The sequence below is a fragment of the Exiguobacterium sp. KRL4 genome, from assembly GCF_001870785.1.
Lineage (GTDB): Bacteria > Bacillota > Bacilli > Exiguobacteriales > Exiguobacteriaceae > Exiguobacterium_A.
In genome coordinates, this window is record NZ_MOLV01000001.1 from 70,885 (window position 1) to 97,517 (window position 26,633).

Annotated in this window: 29 protein-coding genes; 26 read left to right on the forward strand and 3 right to left on the reverse strand. The window is 47.1% G+C overall.

What is annotated here, in order from left to right:
* The first annotated feature begins 39 nt into the window (after positions 1 to 39).
* Positions 40 to 891 (forward strand): YitT family protein, encoded by an 852-nt coding sequence (locus BLD48_RS00295; protein WP_071498461.1) that lies wholly within the window; start codon positions 40 to 42, stop codon positions 889 to 891.
* A gap of 98 nt (positions 892 to 989) precedes the next feature.
* On the opposite strand, the gene BLD48_RS00300 is transcribed toward BLD48_RS00295, so the two are convergent.
* On the reverse strand, positions 990 to 1,799 hold the full coding sequence (locus tag BLD48_RS00300; RefSeq protein ID WP_071498462.1) for a Cof-type HAD-IIB family hydrolase: 810 nt from the start codon (positions 1,797 to 1,799) through the stop codon (positions 990 to 992).
* A 195-nt stretch (positions 1,800 to 1,994) separates the two neighbouring features.
* Here BLD48_RS00300 and BLD48_RS00305 point away from each other — a divergent pair, with 195 nt between their 5' ends.
* The 15 genes from BLD48_RS00305 to BLD48_RS00375 all read left to right on the forward strand — a co-directional run bounded on the left by BLD48_RS00305 (position 1,995) and on the right by BLD48_RS00375 (position 14,433).
* Positions 1,995 to 2,189, forward strand: a complete 195-nt coding sequence (locus BLD48_RS00305) for a YjzD family protein (protein ID WP_012369663.1) — start codon at positions 1,995 to 1,997, stop codon at positions 2,187 to 2,189.
* Positions 2,190 to 2,252: 63 nt separating this feature from the next.
* The gene (gene iadA, locus BLD48_RS00310; protein ID WP_071498463.1) at positions 2,253 to 3,386 is read left to right on the forward strand and encodes a beta-aspartyl-peptidase; all 1,134 of its coding nucleotides are present in this window, start codon (positions 2,253 to 2,255) and stop codon (positions 3,384 to 3,386) included.
* A 13-nt stretch (positions 3,387 to 3,399) separates the two neighbouring features.
* Positions 3,400 to 3,891: a thioredoxin family protein gene (locus tag BLD48_RS00315; protein ID WP_071498464.1), complete on the forward strand. Its 492-nt coding sequence runs from the start codon at positions 3,400 to 3,402 to the stop codon at positions 3,889 to 3,891.
* Positions 3,884 to 4,663, forward strand: coding sequence for a phosphatidylserine decarboxylase (locus BLD48_RS00320; RefSeq protein ID WP_083412205.1), 780 nt, complete (start codon positions 3,884 to 3,886; stop codon positions 4,661 to 4,663). The genes BLD48_RS00315 and BLD48_RS00320 overlap by 8 nt, the downstream gene beginning before the upstream one ends.
* Before the next feature lie 60 nt (positions 4,664 to 4,723).
* Positions 4,724 to 6,073, forward strand: coding sequence for an ArsB/NhaD family transporter (locus BLD48_RS00325; RefSeq protein ID WP_369825730.1), 1,350 nt, complete (start codon positions 4,724 to 4,726; stop codon positions 6,071 to 6,073).
* 280 nt (positions 6,074 to 6,353) lie between these two features.
* On the forward strand, positions 6,354 to 6,938 hold the full coding sequence (locus tag BLD48_RS00330; RefSeq protein WP_014969749.1) for a YqeG family HAD IIIA-type phosphatase: 585 nt from the start codon (positions 6,354 to 6,356) through the stop codon (positions 6,936 to 6,938).
* 141 nt (positions 6,939 to 7,079) lie between these two features.
* Entirely contained in the window at positions 7,080 to 8,186 is a 1,107-nt protein-coding gene (gene yqeH, locus BLD48_RS00335; protein WP_014969750.1) for a ribosome biogenesis GTPase YqeH, read from the forward strand.
* A complete protein-coding gene (aroE, locus tag BLD48_RS00340) occupies positions 8,186 to 8,974 on the forward strand; it encodes a shikimate dehydrogenase (RefSeq protein ID WP_071498465.1) in 789 nt (262 codons plus the stop codon). Before yqeH ends, aroE begins: the two co-directional genes overlap by 1 nt.
* Before the next feature lies 1 nt (position 8,975).
* On the forward strand, positions 8,976 to 9,269 hold the full coding sequence (gene yhbY / locus BLD48_RS00345) for a ribosome assembly RNA-binding protein YhbY (protein WP_071498466.1): 294 nt from the start codon (positions 8,976 to 8,978) through the stop codon (positions 9,267 to 9,269).
* Positions 9,266 to 9,835, forward strand: a complete 570-nt coding sequence (gene nadD, locus BLD48_RS00350) for a nicotinate-nucleotide adenylyltransferase (RefSeq protein WP_071498467.1) — start codon at positions 9,266 to 9,268, stop codon at positions 9,833 to 9,835. Before yhbY ends, nadD begins: the two co-directional genes overlap by 4 nt.
* Positions 9,825 to 10,400, forward strand: a complete 576-nt coding sequence (gene yqeK / locus BLD48_RS00355) for a bis(5'-nucleosyl)-tetraphosphatase (symmetrical) YqeK (RefSeq protein WP_071498468.1) — start codon at positions 9,825 to 9,827, stop codon at positions 10,398 to 10,400. Before nadD ends, yqeK begins: the two co-directional genes overlap by 11 nt.
* Positions 10,397 to 10,744 (forward strand): ribosome silencing factor, encoded by a 348-nt coding sequence (gene rsfS / locus BLD48_RS00360; protein ID WP_014969755.1) that lies wholly within the window; start codon positions 10,397 to 10,399, stop codon positions 10,742 to 10,744. Before yqeK ends, rsfS begins: the two co-directional genes overlap by 4 nt.
* The gene (locus tag BLD48_RS00365; protein WP_071498469.1) at positions 10,744 to 11,472 is read left to right on the forward strand and encodes a class I SAM-dependent DNA methyltransferase; all 729 of its coding nucleotides are present in this window, start codon (positions 10,744 to 10,746) and stop codon (positions 11,470 to 11,472) included. Before rsfS ends, BLD48_RS00365 begins: the two co-directional genes overlap by 1 nt.
* Before the next feature lie 190 nt (positions 11,473 to 11,662).
* Positions 11,663 to 12,274: a ComEA family DNA-binding protein gene (locus tag BLD48_RS00370; RefSeq protein WP_071498470.1), complete on the forward strand. Its 612-nt coding sequence runs from the start codon at positions 11,663 to 11,665 to the stop codon at positions 12,272 to 12,274.
* Between the two features lie 14 nt (positions 12,275 to 12,288).
* Complete coding sequence (locus BLD48_RS00375; RefSeq protein ID WP_236629891.1) at positions 12,289 to 14,433, forward strand: DNA internalization-related competence protein ComEC/Rec2; 2,145 nt, start codon at positions 12,289 to 12,291, stop codon at positions 14,431 to 14,433.
* Positions 14,434 to 14,468: 35 nt separating this feature from the next.
* Here the strand turns inward: BLD48_RS00375 and BLD48_RS00380 are convergent, their stop codons facing one another.
* The gene (locus tag BLD48_RS00380; RefSeq protein WP_012369678.1) at positions 14,469 to 14,630 is read right to left on the reverse strand and encodes a YqzM family protein; all 162 of its coding nucleotides are present in this window, start codon (positions 14,628 to 14,630) and stop codon (positions 14,469 to 14,471) included.
* A gap of 102 nt (positions 14,631 to 14,732) precedes the next feature.
* Here BLD48_RS00380 and holA point away from each other — a divergent pair, with 102 nt between their 5' ends.
* Together holA and BLD48_RS00390 are read left to right on the forward strand one after the other, a co-directional pair.
* Positions 14,733 to 15,734: a DNA polymerase III subunit delta gene (holA, locus tag BLD48_RS00385; protein WP_071498472.1), complete on the forward strand. Its 1,002-nt coding sequence runs from the start codon at positions 14,733 to 14,735 to the stop codon at positions 15,732 to 15,734.
* 12 nt (positions 15,735 to 15,746) lie between these two features.
* Positions 15,747 to 16,184, forward strand: coding sequence for a GNAT family N-acetyltransferase (locus BLD48_RS00390; protein WP_071498473.1), 438 nt, complete (start codon positions 15,747 to 15,749; stop codon positions 16,182 to 16,184).
* Between the two features lie 108 nt (positions 16,185 to 16,292).
* On the opposite strand, the gene rpsT is transcribed toward BLD48_RS00390, so the two are convergent.
* Positions 16,293 to 16,553, reverse strand: coding sequence for a 30S ribosomal protein S20 (gene rpsT, locus BLD48_RS00395; protein WP_012369681.1), 261 nt, complete (start codon positions 16,551 to 16,553; stop codon positions 16,293 to 16,295).
* 233 nt (positions 16,554 to 16,786) lie between these two features.
* Between rpsT and lepA the strand changes: the two genes are divergently transcribed.
* The 8 genes from lepA to BLD48_RS00435 all read left to right on the forward strand — a co-directional run bounded on the left by lepA (position 16,787) and on the right by BLD48_RS00435 (position 26,629).
* Positions 16,787 to 18,610 (forward strand): translation elongation factor 4, encoded by a 1,824-nt coding sequence (gene lepA, locus BLD48_RS00400; protein ID WP_071498474.1) that lies wholly within the window; start codon positions 16,787 to 16,789, stop codon positions 18,608 to 18,610.
* 66 nt (positions 18,611 to 18,676) lie between these two features.
* Positions 18,677 to 19,822, forward strand: coding sequence for a radical SAM family heme chaperone HemW (hemW, locus tag BLD48_RS00405; protein ID WP_071498475.1), 1,146 nt, complete (start codon positions 18,677 to 18,679; stop codon positions 19,820 to 19,822).
* Positions 19,823 to 20,153: 331 nt separating this feature from the next.
* Positions 20,154 to 21,191: a heat-inducible transcriptional repressor HrcA gene (gene hrcA, locus BLD48_RS00410; RefSeq protein WP_071498476.1), complete on the forward strand. Its 1,038-nt coding sequence runs from the start codon at positions 20,154 to 20,156 to the stop codon at positions 21,189 to 21,191.
* Between the two features lie 24 nt (positions 21,192 to 21,215).
* Positions 21,216 to 21,779 (forward strand): nucleotide exchange factor GrpE, encoded by a 564-nt coding sequence (gene grpE, locus BLD48_RS00415; protein ID WP_071498477.1) that lies wholly within the window; start codon positions 21,216 to 21,218, stop codon positions 21,777 to 21,779.
* 60 nt (positions 21,780 to 21,839) lie between these two features.
* On the forward strand, positions 21,840 to 23,666 hold the full coding sequence (dnaK, locus tag BLD48_RS00420) for a molecular chaperone DnaK (RefSeq protein ID WP_071498478.1): 1,827 nt from the start codon (positions 21,840 to 21,842) through the stop codon (positions 23,664 to 23,666).
* 134 nt (positions 23,667 to 23,800) lie between these two features.
* Complete coding sequence (gene dnaJ / locus BLD48_RS00425; protein WP_071498479.1) at positions 23,801 to 24,907, forward strand: molecular chaperone DnaJ; 1,107 nt, start codon at positions 23,801 to 23,803, stop codon at positions 24,905 to 24,907.
* A 23-nt stretch (positions 24,908 to 24,930) separates the two neighbouring features.
* Entirely contained in the window at positions 24,931 to 25,878 is a 948-nt protein-coding gene (gene prmA, locus BLD48_RS00430) for a 50S ribosomal protein L11 methyltransferase (protein ID WP_071498480.1), read from the forward strand.
* A gap of 4 nt (positions 25,879 to 25,882) precedes the next feature.
* Positions 25,883 to 26,629 carry a 16S rRNA (uracil(1498)-N(3))-methyltransferase gene (locus BLD48_RS00435; RefSeq protein WP_071498481.1) on the forward strand — a complete coding sequence of 249 codons (747 nt, stop codon included), beginning with the start codon at positions 25,883 to 25,885 and terminating at the stop codon, positions 26,627 to 26,629.
* Positions 26,630 to 26,633 lie beyond the last annotated feature (4 nt).

Consider the following 26,633-nt stretch of genomic DNA (forward strand, 5'->3'; position numbering starts at 1 on the left):
GTGTTCCAAGATAGTTTACGAATGAGAGGAGAACAAGGTGTGACAGCGGTTGTAAAGGAAAGTATCTTAAAAGTAATTGTCGCCTCGATTGGCGGGTTCGTCATTGCATTGGCAATGAACTGGTTCCTGATTCCAAGTGGTGTGTATTCAACAGGATTTACAGGACTCGCCCAGATCTTAACGCAGGTGTTACAGGGAACGGCATTCGCCTTTGGGGAAAACGTCTGGTTCTTAGTACTGAATCTGCCGTTGATTGTTTTAGCATGGATCATGTTAGGACGAAGTTTTACCATCATTACCTTGATTTCAGTTTTGGCGACGACGATTTTTATTGGACTTATTCCACAATATGCGGTCATTCCGGGTGATCAGACACTAAATGCTGTCTTCGGCGGTGTGTTGCTTGCGATTGGAACAGGAATCACGATTAAATTCGGGGCCTCGACAGGTGGATTTGATATCGTTGCTTTGATTTTTGCTCGTTTTTCCGATCGAAGCGTCGGATTGTATCTGTTTGTCCTTAATTTCTTGATTGCGATACTCGCAGGTGCATTATTTGGCTGGTCGACAGCGCTCTATACGATTGTCTTCATCTATGTGACATCAAAAGTCGTCGATGAGATCCACACGAGCAATCAACGGTTAACGATTTTCATCATCACGAATCATGCCGATGACATCACGACGGCACTCCATCAACATATCATTCGGGGAATCACACAGATGCCATCGATCGGGACCTATTCAAGAGCGGAGAAGTCAACACTGATGATGGTCATCGAACGACATGAATTACGGGATGTCGAACGGATTTGTCGTGACGCGGACGAGACGGTTTTCATCAATGTCGTAGCAACAGATTCAGTCGTTGGCTATTTCCGAAAAGGGTAAGGGTTCCAGCAGATGAATCAATGGTCCTTGAAGGACACGAATAAGCCGTCTTCTTTGTCGTATTGACAGAGGAGACGGCTTATGTTGTTTAGGCGGGCTTAAATTAGTCCGAGCACATGTTTCAGATAGTAGGCAATCCCATCTTCTTGATTGGTTTTTGTTGTTCCGTTGGCGATCAGCTTGAGCGGACCGATCGCATTGCCCATCGCGACGCCATGACCCACGTAATCGAGCATTTCCAAATCATTTTCTTCGTCACCAAAGGCGACAATCTGTTTTTGATCAATGCCGAGATATCGCGAAATCTGTTGGAGACCCATTGCTTTACTCGTTCCTTTGCGCATCACTTCGACCATATATTCAGGTTTAATCCACTGCCGGTTCAAGACTGTTTCGGCATGGATGCTCGACAACTCAGAACGGATGTCTTGGACGTGTTCACCTTTCGCATGAATCAGTAACGACGTCGGTTCGTGTTGTAAGACCTTTCGGAGGTCACCTGTCGTCACGGATAAAGCATGGTCCGTATAAAATTCATAAATACCGACCGGATCACGTTGGAAATAAACATGATCGGTCACTTCACAGACGATGTTTTGTGTTTTCGAGTCCGATACCGACTCCAAGATGTGTTGAACCGTCTTCAGCGGAATCGGATGGTGACTGACTTCGAAGTGTCGATCGTGTGGATGGTGAACGAGCCCACCATTGAAATTGACGATAGGTGTCGTCAGACCGAGTTCGTCGTAATAGCGTTTGGCATGTCGAAAAGGACGTCCTGTTGCGATGACGACTTCATGACCGTTTTCCCGAGCGGTCCGTAAAGCCTTTAAGTTCGTTTGACTGATTGTCTTGTCGTCACGTAGTAAAGTACCGTCTAGATCGACGGTGATAAGATGACGTTGCATAAAATAACCCACTCCACTCTTGATTCATTATGCTTACTGTAGCATATCCCTCTAAAAAAACATCTAGAATTGCCTGCTTTTCAGAATCAAGAAAGCGTTTAAAAAAAACAGAGAAAAGCTGTCTGTCGTACTAAAAAATGATATACTACAAAACGTAGGACATTAAAAAGTAAGTTAAGAAATGGAGGGGGAAGAATGCGTTTTCTCGTTACATTCTTCTGGTCGTTCTTACTCGTGAACACAGCTGTGTTCATCGTATCAGCGGTCGATGCAGTCACGTATAACTTCGGATTCGCGACAGCTATGTCAGTCGTGACTTCACTTGTCGTCTTCGCACTTGATGCAGTCAATGAAGATCTTGGTCTTGGTCAAGGGACAAAGGCAGAATAAGGTAAAAGCGAGATATCGTCATTCGGACGATAGGCTCGCTTTTTATGGTTTAGGAGGCAAGCGATGATAATTCTTAAAAATGTAAGTGTAGCAGGTGAGTTCACCGATGTATGGATTGGGGCAGGCAAGGTTCTGGCAATCGGATCCTATGCCATCGATGAACGGTTGATTACAGAGACCATCGATGGGACAGGGAAACAGCTCATTCCCGGTTTGATTGACGGACATGTCCATCCGATTGGTGGAGGTGGAGAAGGGGGATTTGCGACGCGGACCGCTCCTCTTGTGGCAACAGACTTCTTAGCCGGTGGCGTCACGACCGTCGTTGGTCTGCTCGGGACGGACGGCTGGACCCGGACAGGAATTGACTTGCTTGCACATGTTCGTGGGTATACAAGTCAGGGCATCCGTCCTTTTTTATTGTCCGGTAGTTATGCCGTGCCCCCTGTATCGATCACCAATTCAATTGCCGAAGACATTCTTTTAATCAACGAAGTCATCGGTATCGGTGAGATTGCGATCAACGACCACCGTTCGACGCAACCGACTGTTGAAGAACTGGCGCGTCTCGCTTCACAAGCCCGGATTGCCGGTCTTCTAAAAGGAGTCAACGGAACGATGAATGTCCATATCGGTGACGGCAAACAAGCACTTCGTTTACTGGAAAATGTGGTCGAAACAACGGACATTCCCATCACACAATTTTTGCCGACACACATCAATCGAAGCGAACGGATTTTCGAAGCCGGTTTAAGGTGGGCCAAACAAGGTGGGCGAATCGATTTCACGACGTGTACGACGGAGGCCTTCATTCAAGAAGGGGAAGTACCGGCAGGAATTGCCTTAAAACGTGCGCTCGATGCGGGCATTCCGCTCGATCAGATTACGATGTCGAGTGATGCTGGAGCCAGTCTGCCTGCGTTTGATGAGAACGGAAAACTGTTGCGTTTAGAGACAGGAAAACCAAACTCGATTCTTGAAGCAGTCCGCGATGCCGTCCGGCACGGTGTTCGACTGGAGGATGCAATAAAGACGGTCACGTTGAACGTCGCACAGGCGTATGGGATTTCTGGTGGAGAAATCAAAATAGGAGAACGAGCCGATCTGTTACTGATTGATGACGCTTTGCAAATCGATACGATTCTTGCGAATGGGCGTGCTATAATGATTCAGAAAAAATGGCTTTTGCCAAGATGACGGAGGGATCGATGTGTCAAAGAAGTCTAACCGTGTCAAACCAACAAAAAAACCGCAATCAAAAGCCAATTGGATTACAGCTGGTGTCATTGCGCTAATCGTCTTACTCGGAGCGAGCCTGTTACTGTTCATGGACCGAGAAGATTCGGCTTCTAAAAACGGAAACTTAACTGCAAGTCAAGTGTCCGATAAACTGCAATCCGGAGATGAGTTCTACACGTACTTTTATCAGACGGGATGCGTCCATTGTGAAAAAGTAAAACCGTACTTAGTGCCGCTCGGCGAGAAGCAGGATATTCCGTTCGAACAAATCGATCTTGCAGTTGAGCAGTCGGCTTGGGATACGTTTGCCATCGAAGGGACGCCAACTGTCGTTCATTTCAAAGATGGGAAAGAAGTCAGCCGGGTATCCGGTGAGCAGACAGAAGAAGCGTATAAAGAATTTTTTGCCGGTAAAGACGTTAAAAATTCAGAAGAAGAATCGTCAGGTGATTTAAATGATTAAAAAATGGTTTTTTACTCAACTGTTTGAGTTGAACGGACATCCAGTAGTTGCGAAACAATTACGGCGATTTGCCATGAGTCCAGCGAGTCGACCATTGATCCAACCGTTCGTAAAGATGTATGACCTGCAGATGCAAGAAGCAGACCAACCGCTTGATTCATATAAAACCTTACACGACTTGTTTGTCCGACACTTAAAAGAAGATGCCCGTCCGATCGACGCGTCTCCGAACGCCTTCGTCAGTCCGTGTGACGGTATGTTATCCGTCGTCGATGATTTGACGGAAGACAGTCGGTTTGTGGTAAAGGATCAAAGCTATTCCGTGTCAGAGTTACTTGGTTCGCACCACGAAGCTCAGAATTACGTTGGCGGACGTGTCATGATCTTTTATCTCAGTCCGCAAAACTACCACCGCGTCCATGTACCGATCGATGGCATGGTTCGGACAAGTTATACGTTAGGACGCGATTCAGCGCCTGTCAATGAGCTGGGACTCGAGTATGGGAAACGTCCGTTGACACGAAACTACCGACGTGTGACCCGAATTACCCAAGGAAAACACGCACTCGAACACGTCATGGTCGGAGCATTGAACGTCAACACGATCGTTCAGACGAACCCACGTCGTGAAGTCGAACGTGGCGATGAGTTTGGTTATTTTTCGTTCGGTTCGACGGTCGTCTTGATCTGTCCGAAAGATGCTGTCACGTTAGCAGACGACATTACAGGTCCGGTTTTGATGGGCCAACGAATCGGATACTGGAATTCATAAACACGGGGCGTTCTCTGCGTACTAGGAGAGCGTCCTGTCATGCCTAAGGGGGGATTTGTCATGCAGACGTTGATGTTCACAGAAATGACGAACTCATCGATTCAAATTTATGTGGCTTTATTGATTTTTTTAGTGACATACGCGTTTATTATTAGTGAAAAAATGAGTCGTGCCATCGTCGCCTTACTAGGAGCGTTGACGATGGTCATTTTCGGAATCGTTGATCTCGAGTCCGCCCTGTTCGAGTACGTCGAATGGGGAACAATCGTTTTGCTGATTGGGATGATGATTCTCGTCACGATTGCCAATCAATCGGGAGTGTTCGAATACATTGCGATTCGGGCAGCGAAACGGACAAAGGGAGACCCCATTAAGATTTTAATTATGTTGTCGGTATTGACGGCATTTGGGTCGGCATTTTTAGATAATGTCACGACCGTCCTCTTAATTGTTCCGATTACATTCTCGATTACAAAAGTCTTGAAAATCAAACCGTTTCCGTTTCTGCTAGCAGAAGTCTTGTTTGCGAACATCGGTGGAACGGCGACGCTGATTGGTGATCCACCGAATATCATGATTGGTGCTGCGAATCCGCATTTGACATTTAATTCTTTTTTGTGGAATTTGGCACCGATTATTGTGTTCATCACACTCGTCACACTCGGCATTTTATATTTGATTTTCCGGAAACAATTGCATGTCGAACCAGAAAATCAACAAAAGCTGATGGAAATTGATGAAAACAGTTACATCATCAGCCGTAAACTGGTTTTACGCAGCAGCATCGTGCTTGTGAGCACCATCGCTTTATTCGTTCTCCATCCATTACTGGATCGAATCGGGATTCATCTTGAGGCACCTGCAATCGCGATGCTTGGAGCAACCATTCTGATGGTACTGACGATCGAAAACGATCATCAGCTGGAGGAAGTGTTTGCTCGTATTGAATGGACGACAATTTTCTTCTTTGCAGGTCTGTTCATTTTGGTTGGAGGGATTCAAGAAGTCGGTATTATTCGTTATCTGGCTGAAAAAACGATCAACTTGACGGGGGGGGACATCGAGACGACCGCGACTGCCGTTCTTTGGTTATCCGGAATCGCAAGTGCGACGATTGATAACATCCCATTTGTTGCAACGATGATCCCGCTCATCAACGATGTGGCGACGGGAATCGGTCTATCGCCGGACAGTCAACAAGTCGAGGTGTTATGGTGGTCGCTGTCGCTTGGAGCCTGCTTGGGTGGGAACGGGACACTGATTGGTGCATCTGCCAATGTTATCGTGGCAGGGTTAGCCACGCGACAAGGGGAGAAATTCACGTATGGACGATTCTTACTGTACGGAGCGCCGATCACACTCGTGACACTGATTTTATCGCAACTCTATTTGTGGATTCGCTATTATTAAGAGTCGATGATGCAGGCAGTGGACTTAAAAGTTATTTTTAGACGAGAACAGTGTGGCGGATTAAAATCTGCCACACTGTTCTCGTCTAGGAAAAATCACTCGGTTCACGCATCTCGTGCAGAGAAAGACGGATGGAAGGGAAAGGGGATTACTTTTGGGTTAATCCCTTTTCGTTTGGTCGTCGCTCTATCAAATTGATTGTGCTATAATCGAACGATAAGAACATAACTGTTTCTTAAACTTAACTATAGAGCTAGACCATTATCTGGAGGTTTTATTCGTGTTTAAACGACTTTATCCAAAACATTTCGTGGCATCGATTTATGATATCGACTTAGAAATGTTAAAACGAAACGGTGTCAAAGCAATTTTAACGGATCTCGATAATACACTTGTCGCTTGGAATATTGCCGATGCTCCAGACGAATTGGTGTCATGGCTCGATATGGTGAATAACCAATATGGATTTGACGTCATCATCGTCTCGAATAACAACGGCGATCGAGTCAAGAAGTTTGCGGATCCACTTGGCCTACATTATATTGCACCGGCACGTAAACCATTACCGATCGGTTTCAAACGGGCGCTGACGGAATTCGGTTATCACGCGAAGGAAGTTGTCTTCCTTGGGGATCAACTGTTTACGGATGTGTTAGGCGCAAATTCAGTAGGTATCGAAGTGATCCATGTTCAACCCGTCGTCAAAACAGACGGTGTCGTCACAAAATTTAATCGCCTGATGGAACGCGTGATTTTTCGACGGATGAAGCGTAAAGGGATCTATAAATTGACGCAACGTGTCAAAGAGGATCCAGCAGTGTTAAAACATCCAATTGAAGCGATTCGTCAAGATAAGCAACAATGACCCTGTCATACCGGTAGATGAAAGGATAGGCAGTAGTCGCAGCATGTACGGCAAAAGGTCGGAAGTTACGCTCTTGGAGTGGCGAGCAGGGCGCTACGTTGAATAGAGAAGGGAAAGTTCCCGATGCGGCTCAACACACACATGGAAGAAATCAATTGCGCAGGCTGTGGTGTCGCGATCCAAACAGAGGATCCGAAAGCACCTGGTTATGCGCCTAAATCTGCACTTGACCGTGAAATGGTCATCTGCCAACGTTGTTTTAAACTCAAGCACTACAACCAAATTCAAGACGTCGCATTAACGGACGATGATTTTGTCAAAATCTTAGATGGAATCGGTCAAAAAGATGCACTTGTCGTCAAAATCGTTGATATTTTTGATTTCAACGGAAGTTGGTTACCGGGCTTACATCGTTTTGTCGGAAAAAATGATGTATTATTGGTCGGAAACAAAGCCGATCTCTTACCGAAGTCACTTAATCCGAATCGCCTGATGAACTGGATGCGCCAAACATCGAAAGAACTTGGATTACGCCCAGTAGATGTCCATCTGATCAGTGCGAAAAAAGGACACGGCGTGGACGAACTTGCAGAAAAAATCGATTATTACCGCAAAGGACGCGACGTCTATGTCGTCGGCTGTACGAACGTCGGTAAATCGACTTTAATCAATCAAGTCATCAAACGATTCGGGGAAGAAGAAGAGGCGGTCATCACAGTCAGTCACTTCCCGGGAACGACGCTTGATCTGATTGACATCCCACTCGATGATAACTGTAACCTTTACGACACGCCAGGAATCATCAACCATCATCAGATGGCGCATTATGTGGACGGAAGAGACTTGAAATTGATTACGCCTAAAAAAGAAATCAAGCCGCAAGTGTTCCAAATCCATCCGCAACAAACATTGTTCTTCGGTGGTCTAGCTCGTCTTGACTACATGGAAGGAAACAAACGGTCATTCGTCATTTACATGTCGAACGACTTGAAGGTCCATCGGACGAAGCTCGATAAAGCGGACGATTTGTATGCGAATCATAATGGAGAACTGTTGTCCCCTCCGAATGAGAAAACGCTTGAGATGCTTCCTCCGCTCGTTCGACACGAGTTCAGTCTCCGCGACAACATGAAGACGGATATCGTCTTCAGTGGACTTGGCTGGGTTGCTGTTCACGGAAAAGGCGGACGAGTTGCTGCCTACGCACCAAAAGGTGTTGCCGTCTCGTTACGTGAGGCGCTTGTCTGATGCATTTTGCTGTCATCGGTCATCCGATTGCCCATTCACTTTCACCCATGTTGCACGAAACATGGCTGAAGGCGGCTGGGCTTTTCGGCTGTTATACCATGGTGGATGTCGAAGCAGACGCATTAGAATCACTTGTCATGCGATTACGAAATCGGCAGTTGGATGGAATCAATGTCACGATTCCATATAAAACGGCGATCATTCCCTTTCTCGATCGCTTAGAGCCTGCTGCTGCGCGTGCAGGAGCGGTCAATACGGTCTATTGGGATGGGGAGGAACTGGTTGGGGCCAATACAGATGGAATCGGATTTGCGCGTGCCTTAGCTACGCAGGGAACGACGACAACGAATCTATTGGTAATTGGTGCCGGTGGAGCAGCCCGTGGAATCATTCCGGCGTTATCCGGGCGTGTGACTGTCATGAATCGGACGGATGCGACGGCGCAACAGGTCGCGACTGAATTGGGATGTAACAGTATTCCGTGGTCGACGGTCGTAGATTTAACACCGTACGATGTCGTCATCAATACGACATCGGTCGGAATGGCGCCTAATCTTGAAGCAATGCCGATCGAGTTGACAGAGACGACGGCCTTGATTTGTGATATTATTTATCGACCGACTCCGACCCGTCTCTTGCGTGAAGCAACCGCAAGCGGACTTGCTACATTAGATGGTGTCTTGATGTTCGTACTACAAGCAGCTGAAGCGTTTGAACGTTTCACTGGTCAAAAACCTGATCTCGCACTTGGCGAACAGGTGATTAGAAAGCAATTGGAGGAATCATAAGATGTTAACAGGTAAACAAAAACGGTATTTACGGGCAACTGCCCACGATTTAAGCCCGATTTTCCAAGTTGGAAAAAATGGAGTCGGTGAAGCGATGTGTGCTGATTTGATGGACGCACTCGAAAAACGTGAATTATTGAAAGTACAAGTCTTGCAAAACTGTGCGGAAGCACCAAAAGATGTCGCGGCGGAACTCGTTGACGGAACAAATGCAGAACTGGTACAAGTCATCGGTAAGGTCATTGTTCTCTACAAAGAGTCGAAAGAGAATAAGACACTTCAATTACCACGATGAAGATTGGTCTGATGGGCGGGACATTTGACCCGCCGCATATCGGACACCTGTTGATCGCAGAACAAGCGAAGGAACAACTTGGACTCGATGCGGTCTGGTTTTTGCCGGCAAAACTTCCGCCGCATAAACAAGCGGCAATCACGAGTGCAACGAAACGACTTCAGCTCGTTCAAGCCGCGATTCAGTCCAATGAAGCCTTTTTTGTATCGGATATTGAATTTGAACGTGAAGCGAAGTCGTATACATTTGATACGATTCGTGAACTAAAGAGTCGGTATCCGGAACAGGATTTCTTTTTTTTGTTAGGCGCCGATTCGTTAGTCAATCTAGATACTTGGTACCGGGCGGAAGAATTGTATGAAGAAATTCACTTTGGGGCTGTTGCCCGTCCGGGAAGTCGGTATTTAATACCGGAGGGTGCCCGGGTCACAGCCGTCGATATGCCGTTGCTTGAAGTATCCTCGACCGATATCCGGCGACGGGTCGCAAGAGGACGCAGCATTCGTTATCTTGTACCGGAACCGGTCCGACAATTAATCGAGGAGTGGAAACTCTATGCGACTTGAAGAAGCCAAACAAATCATTGAACAGACATTACCGGAGAAACGGTACATTCATACGTTAGGGGTCGTCGAGACGGCGATTCAACTGGCGCAACAAAATGGAGTTTCAAAAGAGCAGGCCGCATTAGCCGCAATGTTACATGACTACGCCAAGTATCGGAATGTATCCTATATGCGTACGATAGCAACCGAGCTGGGTTTGGATGATTTATTGATGTATGACGATGAATTACTGCATGCACCGATTGGGGCAGAACTCGTCAAGCGTGAGCTTGGAATCGAGGATACGTCCATCTATCAGGCGATTGCGAATCATACGACGGGTGCGCCTAATATGCCGTTACTCGATCAAGTGATTTTCGTTGCGGATGCCATTGAACCGAACCGGAATTATCCGGGTGTCGAACAACTCCGGCAGATTGCACAAAAAGATTTGACGCAAGCGGTCATTGCGACACTTGTGCAGACGATTGAATTTTTATGTAAAAAACAAACAGTGATTTTTCCGTTGACGATTGAGACGTACAATGCGTTCGTCGCGGAAAAACGAAAGGGGACCGTCTTATGACAGTCGAACAAGAATTAAAATTAATCGTAAATGCTATTGATGATAAACGTGCCGAGGACATCGTCGTACTCGACATGTCGAAAATTTCACCGATTGCGGATTACTTCGTCATCTGTGAAGGGAACTCCGAAAAACAAGTCCAAGCGATTGCACGTGAAGTAAAAGAAGTTGCTCACAAAAACGAATTGCCGATCAAACGACTCGAAGGAATGGATGCGGCACGTTGGGTCCTCGCTGACCTTGAAAACGTCGTCGTCCATGTGTTCCACCGCGATGACCGTGACTATTACAACCTCGAGAAATTATGGGCAGATGCTCCTAAAGTAGAAGTCGAGATCGACTAATGGCGTACGAACAGTTTGCGTATGTCTATGACGAACTGATGCAAGATGTTCCGTACCCCGAGTGGGTGGCGTGGGTCCGTAAACATGTGGAGCCAGGGAAAACGGTTGCTGATATTGGTTGTGGTACGGGAACAGCGACGTTGTTACTCGCCGATCATTACGATGTCACAGGCGTCGATTTGTCAGAGGAAATGCTTGAAATCGCTCAAGAAAAGGCAATGGAAACAGGACGACATATTGACTTTTGGGTTCAGGACATGCGGGAACTCGAACTGCCGGCACCGGTCGATGCGATTACGATTTTGTGCGACTCGTTGAATTATCTGCAAACAGAAGCAGATGTTAAACAGACGTTTGAGAGTATGGCACGTTTGCTGCAGGACGGTGGATTGTTGTTATTTGATGTCCATTCGCCACATAAGATGGAGACCCTTTTCAACGGGAAAACATATGCGACCCATGCCGAACAAAGTTCGTATATTTGGTTTGCCGATCCCGGTGAGTCTCCGTTGTCCGTCGTCCATGAACTGACGTTTTTCATTGAAGGGGAAGATGGACGATATGACCGTGTCGACGAAACGCATCACCAACGGACGTATCGACCTGAGCAGTACATCACCTGGTTACGCGAGGCGGGTTTCCGTGTGCGTGCGGTGACGGGCGACTTTACGTCCGATGCTCCGACCGAGACAGCTGAGCGCATCTTTTTCGTCGCTGAAAAACTATAAGATTTGCCAAGACCATCAACCAAGTCCAGGTTGATGGTTTTTTTTGCGTTAATCGCTAATAGCCGCAAATAATCGCCCCTAAGGACGGACAAATGCCGAGTAGCCTTCAAGAGACGGGGGAGAAAAAGAAGTTAACGAAAAACGATGGTCGCGGAAAAATTGATACAGTCGAAAGACAGGAGGGGTACTGATGACGATTCCACGCTTACAACAATTTGCTACTGGAGCAGTAGTCGTATTACTACTTATCGTATTATTCGTTCCGCTGCCTTCTTGTTCGAACGAAGCGCTTGTTGAAAAACCAGCGATTGTCAAGCATGAACAGGATGCACAGGCGGAAGATCAATCAGAAGAGCAGCTTCTCCAAAAAAAAATCATGGTCGACATCAAAGGGGCCGTAAAACATCCCGGACCGTATTCCTTCCGTCTCGGGGACCGGGTTCAAGATGCCATTAAACGAGCAGATGTGACAGCGGTAGCGGACATCCATCAATTGAATCTAGCCGCACGTTTAATTGACGGTCAGGAGTTGATTGTTCCGACTAAACAGAAAGGGAAATCATCGAAGTCCAAATCACCGAAAAAAGCGGCGGCTGATGTCCCGAAAGGACTGCTTGACTTGAATGCGGCGACGGAAGAACAGTTATTAGAAGTCCCTGGTATCGGTCCGGCGAAAGCAACTGCGATTTTACAATACCGAGAGGATAAGGGTGGATTTGCGACATATGAAAATTTAGGGGACGTCAAAGGATTTGGACCAAAGACGTTGGAAAATCTGAAAGCCTATTTGATCGTCTACTAATGCCTCTATTTCCTTTGTTTTTTATCATTCTACTCATTGCCTGCAAAGAATCCCTCTGGTTCGTCGCGGTGCTCGCAAGCATCGGGGTCCTCAAATCGTGGTCGTTGTCGATGTTTCATCTACTGACAATCTGTGGATTGAGTCTGCTTTTCCTGTTTCATGTCGTCACGCCTCCCGCATTAACGGAAATCACAGCCATCGACATCCTTGATGCCAAACAGAACGGAGACCGGATTCGTTATCTGGCAGAAGCGCAAACACAAACAATCATCGTCGCGGCAACGCTTGATGACGCAACGCATCTTGATTACGAACGGATTGGGCAACGCTGTGAGGTGACGCTAAAAGAAGTACCTGTCCTGCCGAGGATGAACGAGGGTGGTTTTGATGAAGCGCGCTGGATGCGGACAGAACAGTTACGAGGGAAGTATGAGGTCGAACAGTGGGGAGACTGTTCCGAGACACCGGGATATGAAGCGAACGGACGCCGTATTCGACAACGATGGATGGCGCAGATTGAGCAACTTCCCATCAAACAAGCCCTTTATATCGAAGCACTTGTCTTAGGAGAAGACCGTCTGATGGATCAGACGACGCTAGAGCGTTTCAAGAAGTTTGGATTACTCCACGCCATCGTGATTTCCGGCTCACACATCGCGTTTTTGATTTGGACGATGTTATGGGTCTTAAAGAAGCTCCGATTGACACGGGAGCGTCGATACGAGTTCCTCTTAGCATTGTTACCGCTGTACGGTTGGTTGACGGAATGGAGTGCTCCGGTGACACGTGCTGTATGTGTCGCGATGTTCCTCTTGTTTTGCTATCGTATCAGCCGCCGACCGGACCCTTTGATGGTCGTTGCTTGGGTAGCGTCCCTTCAATTAGCGGTCTCCTTTACGAGCTTATATGATATTGGTTTTCAATTGACGGTGGGGTTAACGATTTTTCTCTTATTGTCCCGTAACTTGTGGGAAGGCATCCCTCGTCCGTGGAACTGGTTGTTGATCAGTATGTGGGCACAAGTCATGACGAGCCTGTTTTTACAACTAACGGAGCAGACGGAACTTTCCGTCTGGTCTCCAGTGTTGAATATCGTCTTAGGGGGATGGATTGAATGGATCATCCTACCGCTGTCATTTCTCGCGAGTGCGACCATCTTGCTGCCAACGTCGACGACGATCATTCCTCTTCATGGTCAAGCCATTTCATTACTCGATCAGTCCTTAGCATGGGTAGAACGATTACCGTTGTCTTCGCTAGCACTGCATCTGTTACCACTCCCGCTCTGGACGGCTGTCGTAGCTGGTGTGTTTTCGGGGTGGTGGGTAGCTGAACGCAAATGGTTCGGGCATGTGATCCCGCTACTTTGTCTCGCATTAGCGAGTACGTGGATGGATGTACGGACAGGGGAACGGATTACCTTTCTTGATGTCGGACAAGGGGACAGTACGGTCGTCGAAAAAGACGGGGAGACGTTTGTTGTCGATACAGGCGGTGCGTATTCACTCTCGAAACGCCCTCCTTTACGCCCCTTCGATCCAGGTGGGCAAATCGTCGCTCCTTTTTTGTATACACGATCCGAGAAGCAAATTGACGGTTTGGTCCTGACTCACGCCGATCACGACCATGTCGGTGGTCTTGTCGGACTACTGCAGAAAGTACAGGTTGATACGATTTACCTTGGACGATACGATAACGAAGACGAGAAACGACAAGAATTGGTCAAAACGATTGAAGCGACGGGGACACGAGTTGAATTCGTCCGATCCGGGCAACGGATTCGCCCCTGGTTGCGTGTCCTTGCTCCGCGAGGGAGTGAGGATGAAGAAAACGACCGTTCGATCGTCCTGCTGGCCGATGTCGCAGGAAAGCGAGTTTTATTGACAGGAGATGCCAGTGTCGATCAAGAGGAGGAGTGGTCAGTCGGGAAAGTAGACATCCTGAAAGCCGGACATCATGGTTCAAAGACATCGACAGGAAAAGAATTGTTGGAACGGACTGACCCGGAGATCGTCATCATTTCATCCGGACGAAACAATCGGTATGGTCATCCCCATGCAGAAGTACTGGAGCGAATAAGAGGTCGGACCATCATGCGGACCGATCAAGAAGGAATGATAACTTGTTCAGCAACAGGTTGTGAACCTATGCTAAAATAAAAAACAGCAACCCCCCAAGGTTGCTGTTTTAGTGATTATAGACTTAAGAATTTGATTACAACGCCAATGATGAACAAGACTGCGAAAAAACCGAACGATGCGCCAAAACCGACGGCAGAGTCAAGCGCGTCATTACGTTTTGATTGAATATCGTTTTCAAACGCATTCTCACTTGGTGGGCGTACTGAATGTGCCATGCTGCATTCCCCCTAAAAATAGATTCCGCTTCTAGTATAGCGGAATAAAAGAGGATTATCTATGATGAAGTTAAGAACAAACTGTGAAATGTGGTGGGGAAGATGAAAACTCCTTGGCTTGTCAACGGAAAATTGGCGAACCTTTATTTATTATACGGAACAGAACGGCACCTTTTGGAAGAATGGGAACGTGAAATCGTTAAAGCTGCCTTGCCGGACGGCGAGCGGTTTGATTATATGAAAATCGATCTGAACGACCAGCCGCTCGATGCCGTACTCGATGAAGCAGAAACCGTTCCTTTTTTGAGTGACTACCGTGTCGTCATTGCAAAGCCGGCGACTTTTTTAACGGGAGCAAAAGATAAAAAAACACATAACGTCGACCGGTTAGCGGAATACATCGTCAAACCAGCTGATTATGCGATCGTCGTCCTGATTGTCGAGGCCGAGAAACTGGATGAACGTAAGACAATCGTCAAACGTCTAAAAGATCGTGCGGTATTGCTTGAAGCCAAAAAACCAACAATGGAAGAATTATTTCGTTTTGTGATGGATACGGTTAATGACAAAGGATACCGGATGGAACGCCCGGCCATCGAACGACTGATTTTTTTGACGGGTGAGATGTGGGCGACGCTGACACATGAACTCGATAAATTGATGCTGTATGCTGGAGATCATCCGACGATTGAGCTGGAGGATGTGAATCTACTTGTCCCGCGGACGTTGGAAGACAATGTATTTCAATTGACCGATTATTTGATGAAACGTCAACTCGAACCGGCGATTCGTTTGATCCGTGATTTAGAGAAGCAAGGTCAGGAAGTATTGGCTTTACTTGGATTGATGGCGCGTCAATACCGGATGATGCTCTTGGCGAAACGGTTGGCCGAGCAAGGTTATGGAGAGCGACAAATCGCTTCGAAAGTCGGTGCCCATCCTTATGCCATCAAACTAGCATTACAATCTGGAAAACGATTTACGTTCGCCCAGCTCGAACAAGCCTTGATTGCCATCACGACGACGGACGAAGGGATGAAGACTGGACGAGGCGATAAACGCATTTTATTTGATGCGCTTGTCGTTCGATTAGCAACTTTGTAAGGAGGAGATCATGTGGAAATTCGAATGATCCAAGCATCCGAAGTGATTCCGCTTCGACATGAAGTCTTACGTCCGCATCAACCCATCGAAGCATGTATCTATCCGGATGACCATGCGGAAGAAACATTCCATCTCGGTGGAATCAAAAATGGGTGTATTGTTGCAATTGGTACATTTTCAAAATGTTCGTTTGAACAAGATTCTGAAATAACGTATCAGCTGCGCGGGATGGCGACGAGTCCTGATGTTCGGGGAGAAGGGTTCGGGAAGGCATTGCTCGAAGAAGCACGAAATGTGTTAGTCAAAAGAGAAGCTCGTGGTTGGTGGTGTAATGCCCGACTTGTGGCAGTTCCGTTCTACGAGCAGATCGGGCTGACCATCGCAAGTGAATCATTTGAAATCGAAGGGATTGGCCCGCATCATGTGATGGTCGATCGATTTAAAGCTTGAAGACAACCACCTGACAGAACTCTGTCCAGGTGGTTTTTAGACATAAAAAAATCACCACTGGAGCAAGCTCCGAGTGGTGATCGATCACTGTATTCTTCAAAAAAAGAATTAAAGTGCGTTTACGAGTCGAGCGAGACGTGATTTGTCACGACCAGCTTTGTTGCTGTGGATAAGACCTTTAGCAGCAGCTTTGTCGATTTTCTTAGACGCTGTGTTGAAAGCTACGAGCGCTTGCTCTTTGTTGCCTTCAGTAGCGAAAGTTTCGACTGCTTTGATTGCTGAACGCATAGACGATTTACGTTGTACGTTAGCGACGCGGCGTTTTTCAGCTGTTTTAACACGCTTGATTGCTGATTTAATGTTAGCCATGGATGATTCACCTCCAAGAAAACTCATTCGAGATTTATATTCGCATATCTGCATTTATCGTTCAACAGAACAAACACAATTGTAGCAAACGTTTTTCTTAAAAGCAATAACAGCTCTAGTGTTTCTTTGGATTTTTGTTTTTTGGGAAAACAAAACGAGATGGTACACCCCGTGTGATTTTTGGTATAATGAAGCGTATGTACGTTTGACTATAAGGTAAGGTGACTATAAACATGAATAATGCAGACCGTTTAAAGCGGCAAAAAAGTATTCGAAATTTCTCGATCATCGCCCATATTGACCACGGGAAATCGACGCTTGCAGACCGTATTTTAGAAAAAACAGGTGCTTTGACATCACGCGAAATGAAAGATCAGACGCTGGATGCGATGGACTTAGAACGTGAACGTGGAATTACCATTAAATTGAATGCCGTCCAGTTGAAGTATACGGCAAAAGATGGTGAGGAATATATCCTCCATCTGATCGATACACCGGGACATGTCGACTTCACATATGAAGTATCACGCTCGCTTGCTGCTTGTGAAGGTGCTGTACTCGTCGTCGATGCGGCGCAAGGAATCGAAGCCCAGACGCTTGCCAACGTCTATTTGGCGCTTGATAACGATTTAGAAATCTTGCCGATCATCAATAAAATCGATTTACCGTCGGCGGATGTAGAACGTGTCCGTCAAGAAATCGAAGACGTCATCGGACTCGATGCGTCTGAAGCTGTTCCGACGTCGGCGAAAGCCGGAATCGGAATCGAAGAGATTCTCGAACAAATCGTTGCAAAAGTTCCGGCACCAACAGGAAATCCGGAAGCACCACTCGAAGCGTTGATCTTTGATTCGTATTATGACGCCTATCGTGGTGTCGTGGCATCGATTCGTGTCGTCAACGGGACGGTGAAAATCGGTGATAAGATTCGCATGATGTCGACAGGAAAAGATTTTGAAGTCCTTGAACTGGCCGTATCGACACCAAAACCACTTCGTCAGAAGGAATTAACGGTCGGAGACGTTGGAACATTATCTGCGTCTATCAAAACGGTTGGAGATGTCCGGGTCGGAGATACGATCACGCTTGCGAAACAGCCAGCTACTGAGGCCTTACCGGGCTATCGGAAAATGAATCCGATGGTGTACTGTGGTCTCTATCCGATTGATGCAGCACGTTACAATGATTTACGTGAAGCGCTTGAACGTCTTCAGTTGAGTGATGCGGCCCTCGAATTCGAGCCGGAAACATCACAGGCTCTTGGATTTGGTTTCCGTTGTGGTTTCCTTGGTATGCTTCACATGGAAATCATTCAGGAACGGATCGAACGTGAATTTAACATCGATATGATCACGACGGCGCCATCGGTTATTTATCATGTGACGACGACGGCTGGGGAAGTTCTCCACGTCGATAACCCGTCGAAAATGCCGGAACAACAAAAAGTCGAGTTCATCGAAGAGCCGTACGTCAAAGCGGCCGTCATGACGCCAAACGATTATGTCGGGGCGATCATGGAGCTGTGTCAAAAGAAACGTGGGACGTTCGTCGATATGGAATATATCGATACGGCACGGGTCAAAATCACATACGAACTCCCATTGTCGGAAATCGTCTATGATTTCTTTGATCAGCTGAAATCGAGTACAAAAGGATATGCATCACTTGACTATGAATTGATCGGGTACCAGCAGTCACGTCTCGTCAAGATGGACATCCTCTTGAACAACGAAAACGTCGATGCCTTGAGCTTCATCGTTCACCGTGATTTTGCGTATGAACGAGGCAAGGTCATCGTTGATAAATTAAAAGCATTGATTCCACGGATGCAGTTTGAAGTACCGATTCAAGCGGCCGTCGGAACGAAGATTGTCGCCCGCTCGACAATTAAAGCGTTGCGGAAAAACGTTCTAGCGAAATGTTATGGTGGAGATATTTCACGGAAACGTAAATTGCTTGAGAAGCAAAAAGAAGGTAAGAAACGCATGAAGATGGTAGGCTCGGTAGAAGTACCGCAAGAAGCCTTCATGTCGGTTCTATCGATGGATGAAGATTAAGGAAATAAACCAAGGGGGCGTCTAACGCACCCTTTTTCTGTTTAAGTAAAGAAAGGATGAGGCGAAATGACACCACGCGCCGCATATGTCCACATTCCATTTTGTGAACATATTTGTTATTACTGTGACTTTAATAAAGTCTTTTTAAAAAACCAACCGGTCGCCGAGTATCTCGATGCGTTAGAACGGGAGATCGAACTGACGTTACAGCAGTACCCAACCGACCGCCTCGAAACGATTTTCATCGGCGGAGGAACGCCGACCGCGTTGAATGAACCGCAGATGCAACGGTTGATGGACATCATTACAAAACATTTGCTTCCGTTAACGGATGAGACGCTTGAATATACGGTCGAATCGAACCCGGACGGCGTCTCACCCGAAAAACTCGACATCATGAAAGCGGGAGGGGTCAACCGGGTCAGTTTTGGAGTCCAGTCGTTTGACGACGGATTGCTCGAGCGGATCGGACGGACACACCGGGAGGCCAAAGTCGCAGAAACACTTGATCACGCAGCAAAACGGTTTGATAACATCTCCGTTGATCTGATGTTCGGACTACCGAATCAAACGCTCGAACAAGTTAAATATGATGTCGAACGGGCCTTACGTTTACCGATCACCCATATTTCATCCTATTCCTTGATCCTTGAGCCGCATACGGTCTTTGCGATTCAAGAACGGAAAGGAAAATTGCCCTTGCCGACGCAAGATTTAGAAGCCGATATGTATCGCTTGATGATCGAGACGATTGAAGCGGGCGGATTAAAACAATATGAAATCTCGAACTTCTCCTTACCGAATCGGGAAAGTCGTCATAACCGGGTTTACTGGGAGAATGACGAATACTACGGATTTGGGGCTGGTTCCCACAGTTACATCAATCAGACACGTCGGGCGAACATTGCGCCGATTCCACACTACATCAAAGCGGAAGGCTTACCGGTCCGTAATGAAACACCGTTGACGATAGTCGAACGGATGGAAGAGGAGATGTTTCTTGGTCTCCGGATGAAGGAAGGCGTATCCGAGAAACATTTCGAAGGCAAGTACGGACTGTCCCTCGAAAAAGTGTTTGGGAAAACGATTGCGAAGTTATTGCCACGCGGATTAGTCGAGCGGACAGCGACACACATCCGCTTGACGGATGCGGGTGTACCGCTCGCCAATGAAGTGTTTGCGGAGTTCATCGGGGAAGCGGAAATTGAATAACGAAAAACCAGCACGATGACAGGTTTAATTTCGACAACAAAACGGCGTTCATACGAAAGTATGCAGACGCCGTTTTATTTTTTGGATTTTCGCAAGAAGTATGCCGTGGTTCCAAGGACTGCGATGAAAATCCAGACGAACACGCCGGCCATTGCAAACAGTTCTAACATCTCACTCCTCCTTTTAGTTGTTTGTTTCACTGTATCGCAGAATGGGAAACTCTTCAAAGGGTTCAGCAAATTGGTTGACATCATTTCGAGGATTCCTTATAGTAAAGATGTAATTAGCACTCGTTAAAAGTGAGTGCTAACAAAATAAGGTGGTGAAGAAGGTGCTGACGGATCGCCAATTGTTGATTTTACGTGCAATCGTCGATGATTATATCAAAACCGCTCAACCCGTCGGCTCACGGACGCTCTCGAAACGGAGTGACGTGACGTTCAGTTCCGCGACCATTCGAAATGAGATGGCGGACCTCGAAGAAATGGGATTGATTGAAAAGCCACATACATCTGCTGGCCGAATCCCATCCGAGCTTGGATATCGATTTTATGTCGATCATCTGATACGTCCGGAAAGCATCTCACCGCAAGAGGCAAAAGCATTAAAATCGTTATTTGCCCATTCCGTGAATGAAAATGATCGGTTGATCAGACATACAGCGGACCTGTTGAGCGAATTGACCCATTATACGACGCTTGTATTAGGACCAAAAGAAGAAGGGCAACGCCTCCATCATTTAGAGTTAATTCCGTTAGCGGAAGGACGTGTCGTCATCGTTCTCGTGACCGAAACGGGACATGTCGAACATAAAACCCTTCAGTTAGCAGAAGCACTTTCACGAGAGGCGGCAAGTCGCCTGATGCAAAGGTTGAACCAAACGTTGCGCGGGACACCGCTGAGTCAACTTCGTGTACGTCTGCTAGAAGAAATCAGACGTTTTCGTTCCGAACATTCGGAACAGACGACCTTGCTGTCAAAAGCACTTGATATCGTCTTGATGGACCAAGACAACGAACGCCCGTTGATTTATTTGGGGGGCAAAGCAAATATGTTTGACCAACCAGAATTTCAAGATGTCGCCAAGTTGCGACCTGTCCTTGAGTTGATTGAACAACAGGAAGCATTGTTTGATTTCTTGAGTCCGAATCTCGATAATCAGATTTTGATTACGATCGGTAGTGAAAACAATGTCGATGCCCTGAAGGACTGTAGTGTGATTCGTGCGCATTATTCCGTAGATGGGATTTCGCTTGGCACACTTGCGCTGATTGGTCCAAAACGGATGGATTACAATCGAGGCATCAATTCGATCATTCATCTTCTCCAAGCATTCCAAACCGAGTTGCGTAAAAACAGCTTGGATTGAATATAGAAAGGGGCTCGATTCAGAGTGGAAAAAAAAGAGCAGAATCAAAACCTCAATAATAATGAAGAAGTTACCGAACAAGCAACAGAAACAGTCGAAGTAACGGAAGAAGAGGTCATTCAAGCTGACCTCGTCGAAGAAACACCGGCTCCTGATTTTGAGGCACAACTTGCGGAAGCAAAAGCATCAGAATTACGCCTTCGTGCGGATTTTGACAACTTTAAACGCCGGAACCGGATTGAAGCCGAAAACCGTGCGAAATATTCTTCTCAGGCAATCGTCGAGAAATTGCTCCCACTAGTCGATAACCTCGACCGTGCGCTTCAAATCGAATCGGATAACGAAGAGACAAAGTCTGTTCTTGCCGGTGTCGAGATGGTCAAACGTCAATTGGTGGAAACACTCCAAAATGAGGGCGTCGTTGAGATTCCAGCTGTTGGAGAAGCCTTTGATCCGAACCTGCATCAGGCAGTCGTTCAGGAGCCGAGTGAAGAACACGAATCAGGTGTCGTCACAGCGGAATTCCAAAAAGGATACAAATTACACGATCGTGTCATTCGTCCAAGTATGGTCAAAGTCGCAGAATAATCTACGTTACGATCTGATTTAACACTACTAAACTAACTATTCGAAGGTGAGGAATTTATCATGGCAAAAATCATTGGTATTGACTTAGGAACAACAAACTCATGTGTCGCAGTAATGGAAGGCGGAGAGCCTGTCGTTATCGCAAACGCTGAAGGAAACCGTACGACACCATCTGTCGTTGCTTTCAAAAACGGCGAGCGTCAAGTCGGGGAAGTCGCAAAACGTCAAGCCATCACAAACCCGAACACAATCATGTCGATCAAACGTCACATGGGTACAGACTATAAAGTTGAAGTCGAAGGCAAAGACTACACACCACAAGAAGTATCTGCCATCATTCTTCAAAAACTCAAAGCACAAGCAGAAGACTACCTCGGTGAAAAAGTAACGGAAGCGGTCATCACGGTTCCTGCTTACTTCAACGATGCTGAGCGTCAAGCGACAAAAGACGCAGGGACAATCGCTGGTCTTGACGTCAAACGGATCATCAACGAGCCGACGGCAGCAGCACTTGCTTACGGTCTTGAAAAAGGCGAAGACCACACGATCCTCATCTATGACCTAGGTGGCGGTACATTCGACGTTTCGATCCTTGAACTTGGAGACGGTGTTTTCGAAGTAGTTTCAACTGCCGGTGACAGCCGTCTTGGTGGAGATGACTTTGACCAAAAAATCATCGACCACTTGGTTGCAGAATTCAAAAAAGACAACGGCATCGATCTTGCCCAAGATAAAATGGCGCTTCAACGCTTAAAAGACGCTGCTGAAAAAGCGAAGAAAGATCTCTCAGGTGTCTCTTCAACACAAATCAGTCTTCCGTTCATCACGGCTGGCGCAGCAGGTCCGCTTCACCTGGAAATGACATTGTCACGTGCGAAGTTCGACGATTTGACAGCTGATCTCGTAGAACGGACGATGGCACCAACACGTCGTGCCCTCAGCGATGCTGGCATGACACCGGACAAAATCGACAAAATCATCCTCGTTGGTGGATCAACTCGTATTCCTGCTGTTCAAAAAGCAGTGCAAGACTTCACAGGCAAAGAATCATTCAAAGGGGTTAACCCGGATGAAGTCGTTGCCCTCGGAGCAGCTGTTCAAGGTGGCGTATTAACAGGGGACGTCAAAGATGTTGTCCTTCTCGACGTAACACCACTCTCACTCGGAATCGAAACAATGGGTAGCGTGATGACGAAATTGATCGATCGTAACACGACGATCCCGACTTCGAAATCACAAGTCTTCTCAACAGCTGCTGATAACCAGCCAGCCGTTGATATCCATGTTCTTCAAGGCGAACGTCCGATGGCGTCTGACAACAAAACGCTTGGTCGTTTCCAATTGACAGACATTCCGCCAGCACAACGTGGTGTGCCGCAAATCGAAGTTAAATTCGATATCGATGCAAACGGAATCGTTAACGTATCAGCAAAAGATCTTGGTACGAACAAAGAACAATCGATTACAATCCAATCATCAAGCGGCTTGACTGAAGCGGACATCGACCAAATGGTCAAAGATGCAGAAGCGAACGCAGATGCGGATAACAAACGTAAAGAAGAAGTTGAACTTCGTAACGAAGCCGATCAACTCGTCTTCGCGACAGATAAAGCAGTCAAAGATCTCGGTGAGCAAATTGACGCAGCAGACAAAGAAAAAGCAGAAGCAGCAAAAGAAAAAGTCACAACTGCACTCGCAGGAACAGACGTCGAAGCGATTCGTACGGCAAAAGATGAATTGTCGACAGTCGTTCAAGAGTTGACACAAAAAGTCTACGAAAACATGGCTCAACAACAAGCGGGCGCTGAAGGCGCACAAGCTGGTGGACAAGATGACAACGTCATGGACGCTGAATTCGAAGAAGTTGACGACAAAGACAACAAATAATTCAATCGACCGATCTTTCGGGCGCTAGAGAGAGCCAAAGCGTAATCCGCGCTTTGGCTCTTTCCATGTCGCATGAAGTTCGGTAAAATCAAACAGTATGAAATGAATCGGAACCAAAGAGAGGAAGAATGCACGTGGAAAAACGCGATTATTATGAAGTCTTGGGCGTCGCGCGCGATGCCTCAGCAGCAGAAATCAAACGAGCTTACCGGAAGTTAGCTCGTACGTACCATCCGGACGTCAATAAAGAGGCGGATGCCGATCAAAAATTCAAGGAGCTTTCTGAAGCGTACGAGGTGTTATCGGACGATAATCACCGCGCCCGTTATGATCAGTTTGGTCACCAAGATCCATCACAAGGTGGAGCTGGATTCAGCGGAGCTGAAGGATTTGGCGATATTTTTGATATGTTCTTTGGTGGCGGTCGTCGTCAAGATCCGAACGCACCACGTAAAGGACAGGACCTGCAATATGTCGAAGAAATCGACTTCATGGAGGCTGTCTCGGGTGTCGAGAAAGTCATCACGATTCCAGTCGAAGAGGATTGTGGCACATGCCACGGTTCAGGCGCTAAACCGGGAACGCATCCAGAAACGTGTAAGCGTTGTGGTGGATCTGGTCACATCAACGTCGAACAAAACACGATGTTTGGTCGTGTCGTGAACCAAACGACATGTTCGACATGTCACGGACGAGGTCAAATCGTCAAAGAACCATGTGAAACATGCCGTGGTGCCGGTCGTGTCCGTAAAAACAAAGATGTTCGTGTCAAGATTCCAGCAGGGATCGATAACGGACAACAGATCCGCTTAGCTGGTAAAGGAGAAGCAGGCGTCAATGGTGGACCGTTTGGTGATCTTTACGTCGTCGTCCGTGTCCGCGAACATGAATTGTTTGAACGGGTCGATGATCACATCGTCATGGACATGCCACTGACATTTGCCCAAGCGACACTAGGGGATGAAATCGAAGTGCCGACCGTTCATGGAAAAGTAAGCCTTAAGATTCCATCAGGCACACAAACCGGATCACGGTTCCGTCTGCGGGGCAAAGGGATGCCAAACGTCCGTTCAGGTCATCAGGGGGATCAATACGTCAACGTCGTCATCATTACGCCGAAAAACCTGACTGATCGTCAAAAAGAGTTACTGCGTGAATTTAATGAAATCAGTGATGAAAAAGGTGTCGAGGAACAACACGAAGGCGTATTCAGCCGAATCAAAACATTCTTTACAGGGTGATCACTAAAGGAGCGTGACAGATAATGAAATGGTCGGAAGTCAGTGTCCATACGACACAAGAAGCGATCGAGGCAGTCTCGAATATCTTACATGAAGCAGGAGCGAGTGGGGTCGTCATCGAGGATGTAGAGGATTTCGAAGTGATGTCACACCGTGAAGATAACTTCGGTGAAATTTGGGATGAAAAGAAACGTGACGAATATCCGGATAGCGGTGTCCTCGTCAAAGCGTATCTTGCAGAAAGTAGCGATTTGACGGATACGATCAAAGGAATCGAACGTGACATTCAAATGCTGACAAAATTCGGTCTGACGATTGGTGCAGGAACTGTCACGCTCACTCAAGTCGATGAAGAAGATTGGGCACATTCGTGGAAACAGTTTTATAAACCGGTCAAGATCAGCCGGCATTTGACGGTCGTCCCGATGTGGGAGGACTATACACCACAACCGGATGAAAAGATCATCGAACTGGATCCGGGCATGGCTTTTGGAACCGGAACGCATCCGACGACAGTCCTCTGTATCCAGGCGATTGAAAATTACCTGCAAGACAACGACCGGGTCGTCGATGTCGGAACAGGTTCCGGTGTCCTTGCGATTGCTGCTGCAAAACTGGGGGCAAAAGACGTGTTTGCGCTTGATTTGGATGAAGTAGCGGTTCGTTCGGCAACGGACAACGTGGCATTAAATCAAGTCAGTCAGCAAGTGACAGTCCGCCAAGGCGATTTGATGAAGGAACTGAAAGAACCGGTCGAATTGATCGTCGCCAATATCCTGGCGGAAGTTATTTTATTGTTCGTGAACGATGCCTATAAACTGACTTTGCCGGGTGGTCATTTCATTGCATCGGGCATCATTGGTCAGAAAAAAGACATGGTGCGTGACGCAATGATCGATGCCGGGTTCACAATCGTTGAGACGACGAAGCTCGAGGACTGGGTCGCGATTATCGCGAAACGCGAGGCTTAAGCCGATGCAACGATATTTCGTCGAACAGACCGCGCGTGCAGGAAATACCTTCTCACTGTCAAAAGACGACGCTCATCATATGAAAAACGTCATGCGGATGGATGTCGGTGATGAGATTTTGGTGTTGGACGGGACGGGATTATTTCGCTGTCAACTTGAACAGCTCGATAAACAATCCGCCGTCGCCCAGATTGTCGAGGAACTCCCGATTGAAACGGAACTCCCGATCCAGGTGACGATTGCATACGCGTTACCAAAAGGGGATAAGGTGGAACTGGTTGCCCAAAAAGCGACGGAGCTTGGCGTCAGTCAGCTGCTTGTTTTTGAATCGGCACGCTCGGTCTCAAAATGGGATGCCAAAAAAATCCCGAAAAAGATCGAACGACTCCAAAAAATCATCAAAGAAGCAGCCGAACAATCGTACCGGGCGCACTTGCCGGTTGTTGACTATGTGACGTATGATGAAGTCCTACAAGACGCGGCCAATTATACCGCGTGTCTGATCGCCTATGAAGAAGCAGCCAAAGAAGGGGAGGCGGCAGCCTTCGCTTCCACGCTGTCACGGTTGAAAGCCGGTGATTCCTTATTGGTTGTGATTGGTCCAGAAGGTGGGCTGACGGAAACGGAAGTATCGCGTTTAACCGATGTTGGTTTCGTGCCGGCATCACTCGGACGACGGATTTTGCGGACGGAAACGGCACCACTCTATGTCCTGTCCGCCGTATCGTATCATTTTGAATTGAAAGGGTGAGTGA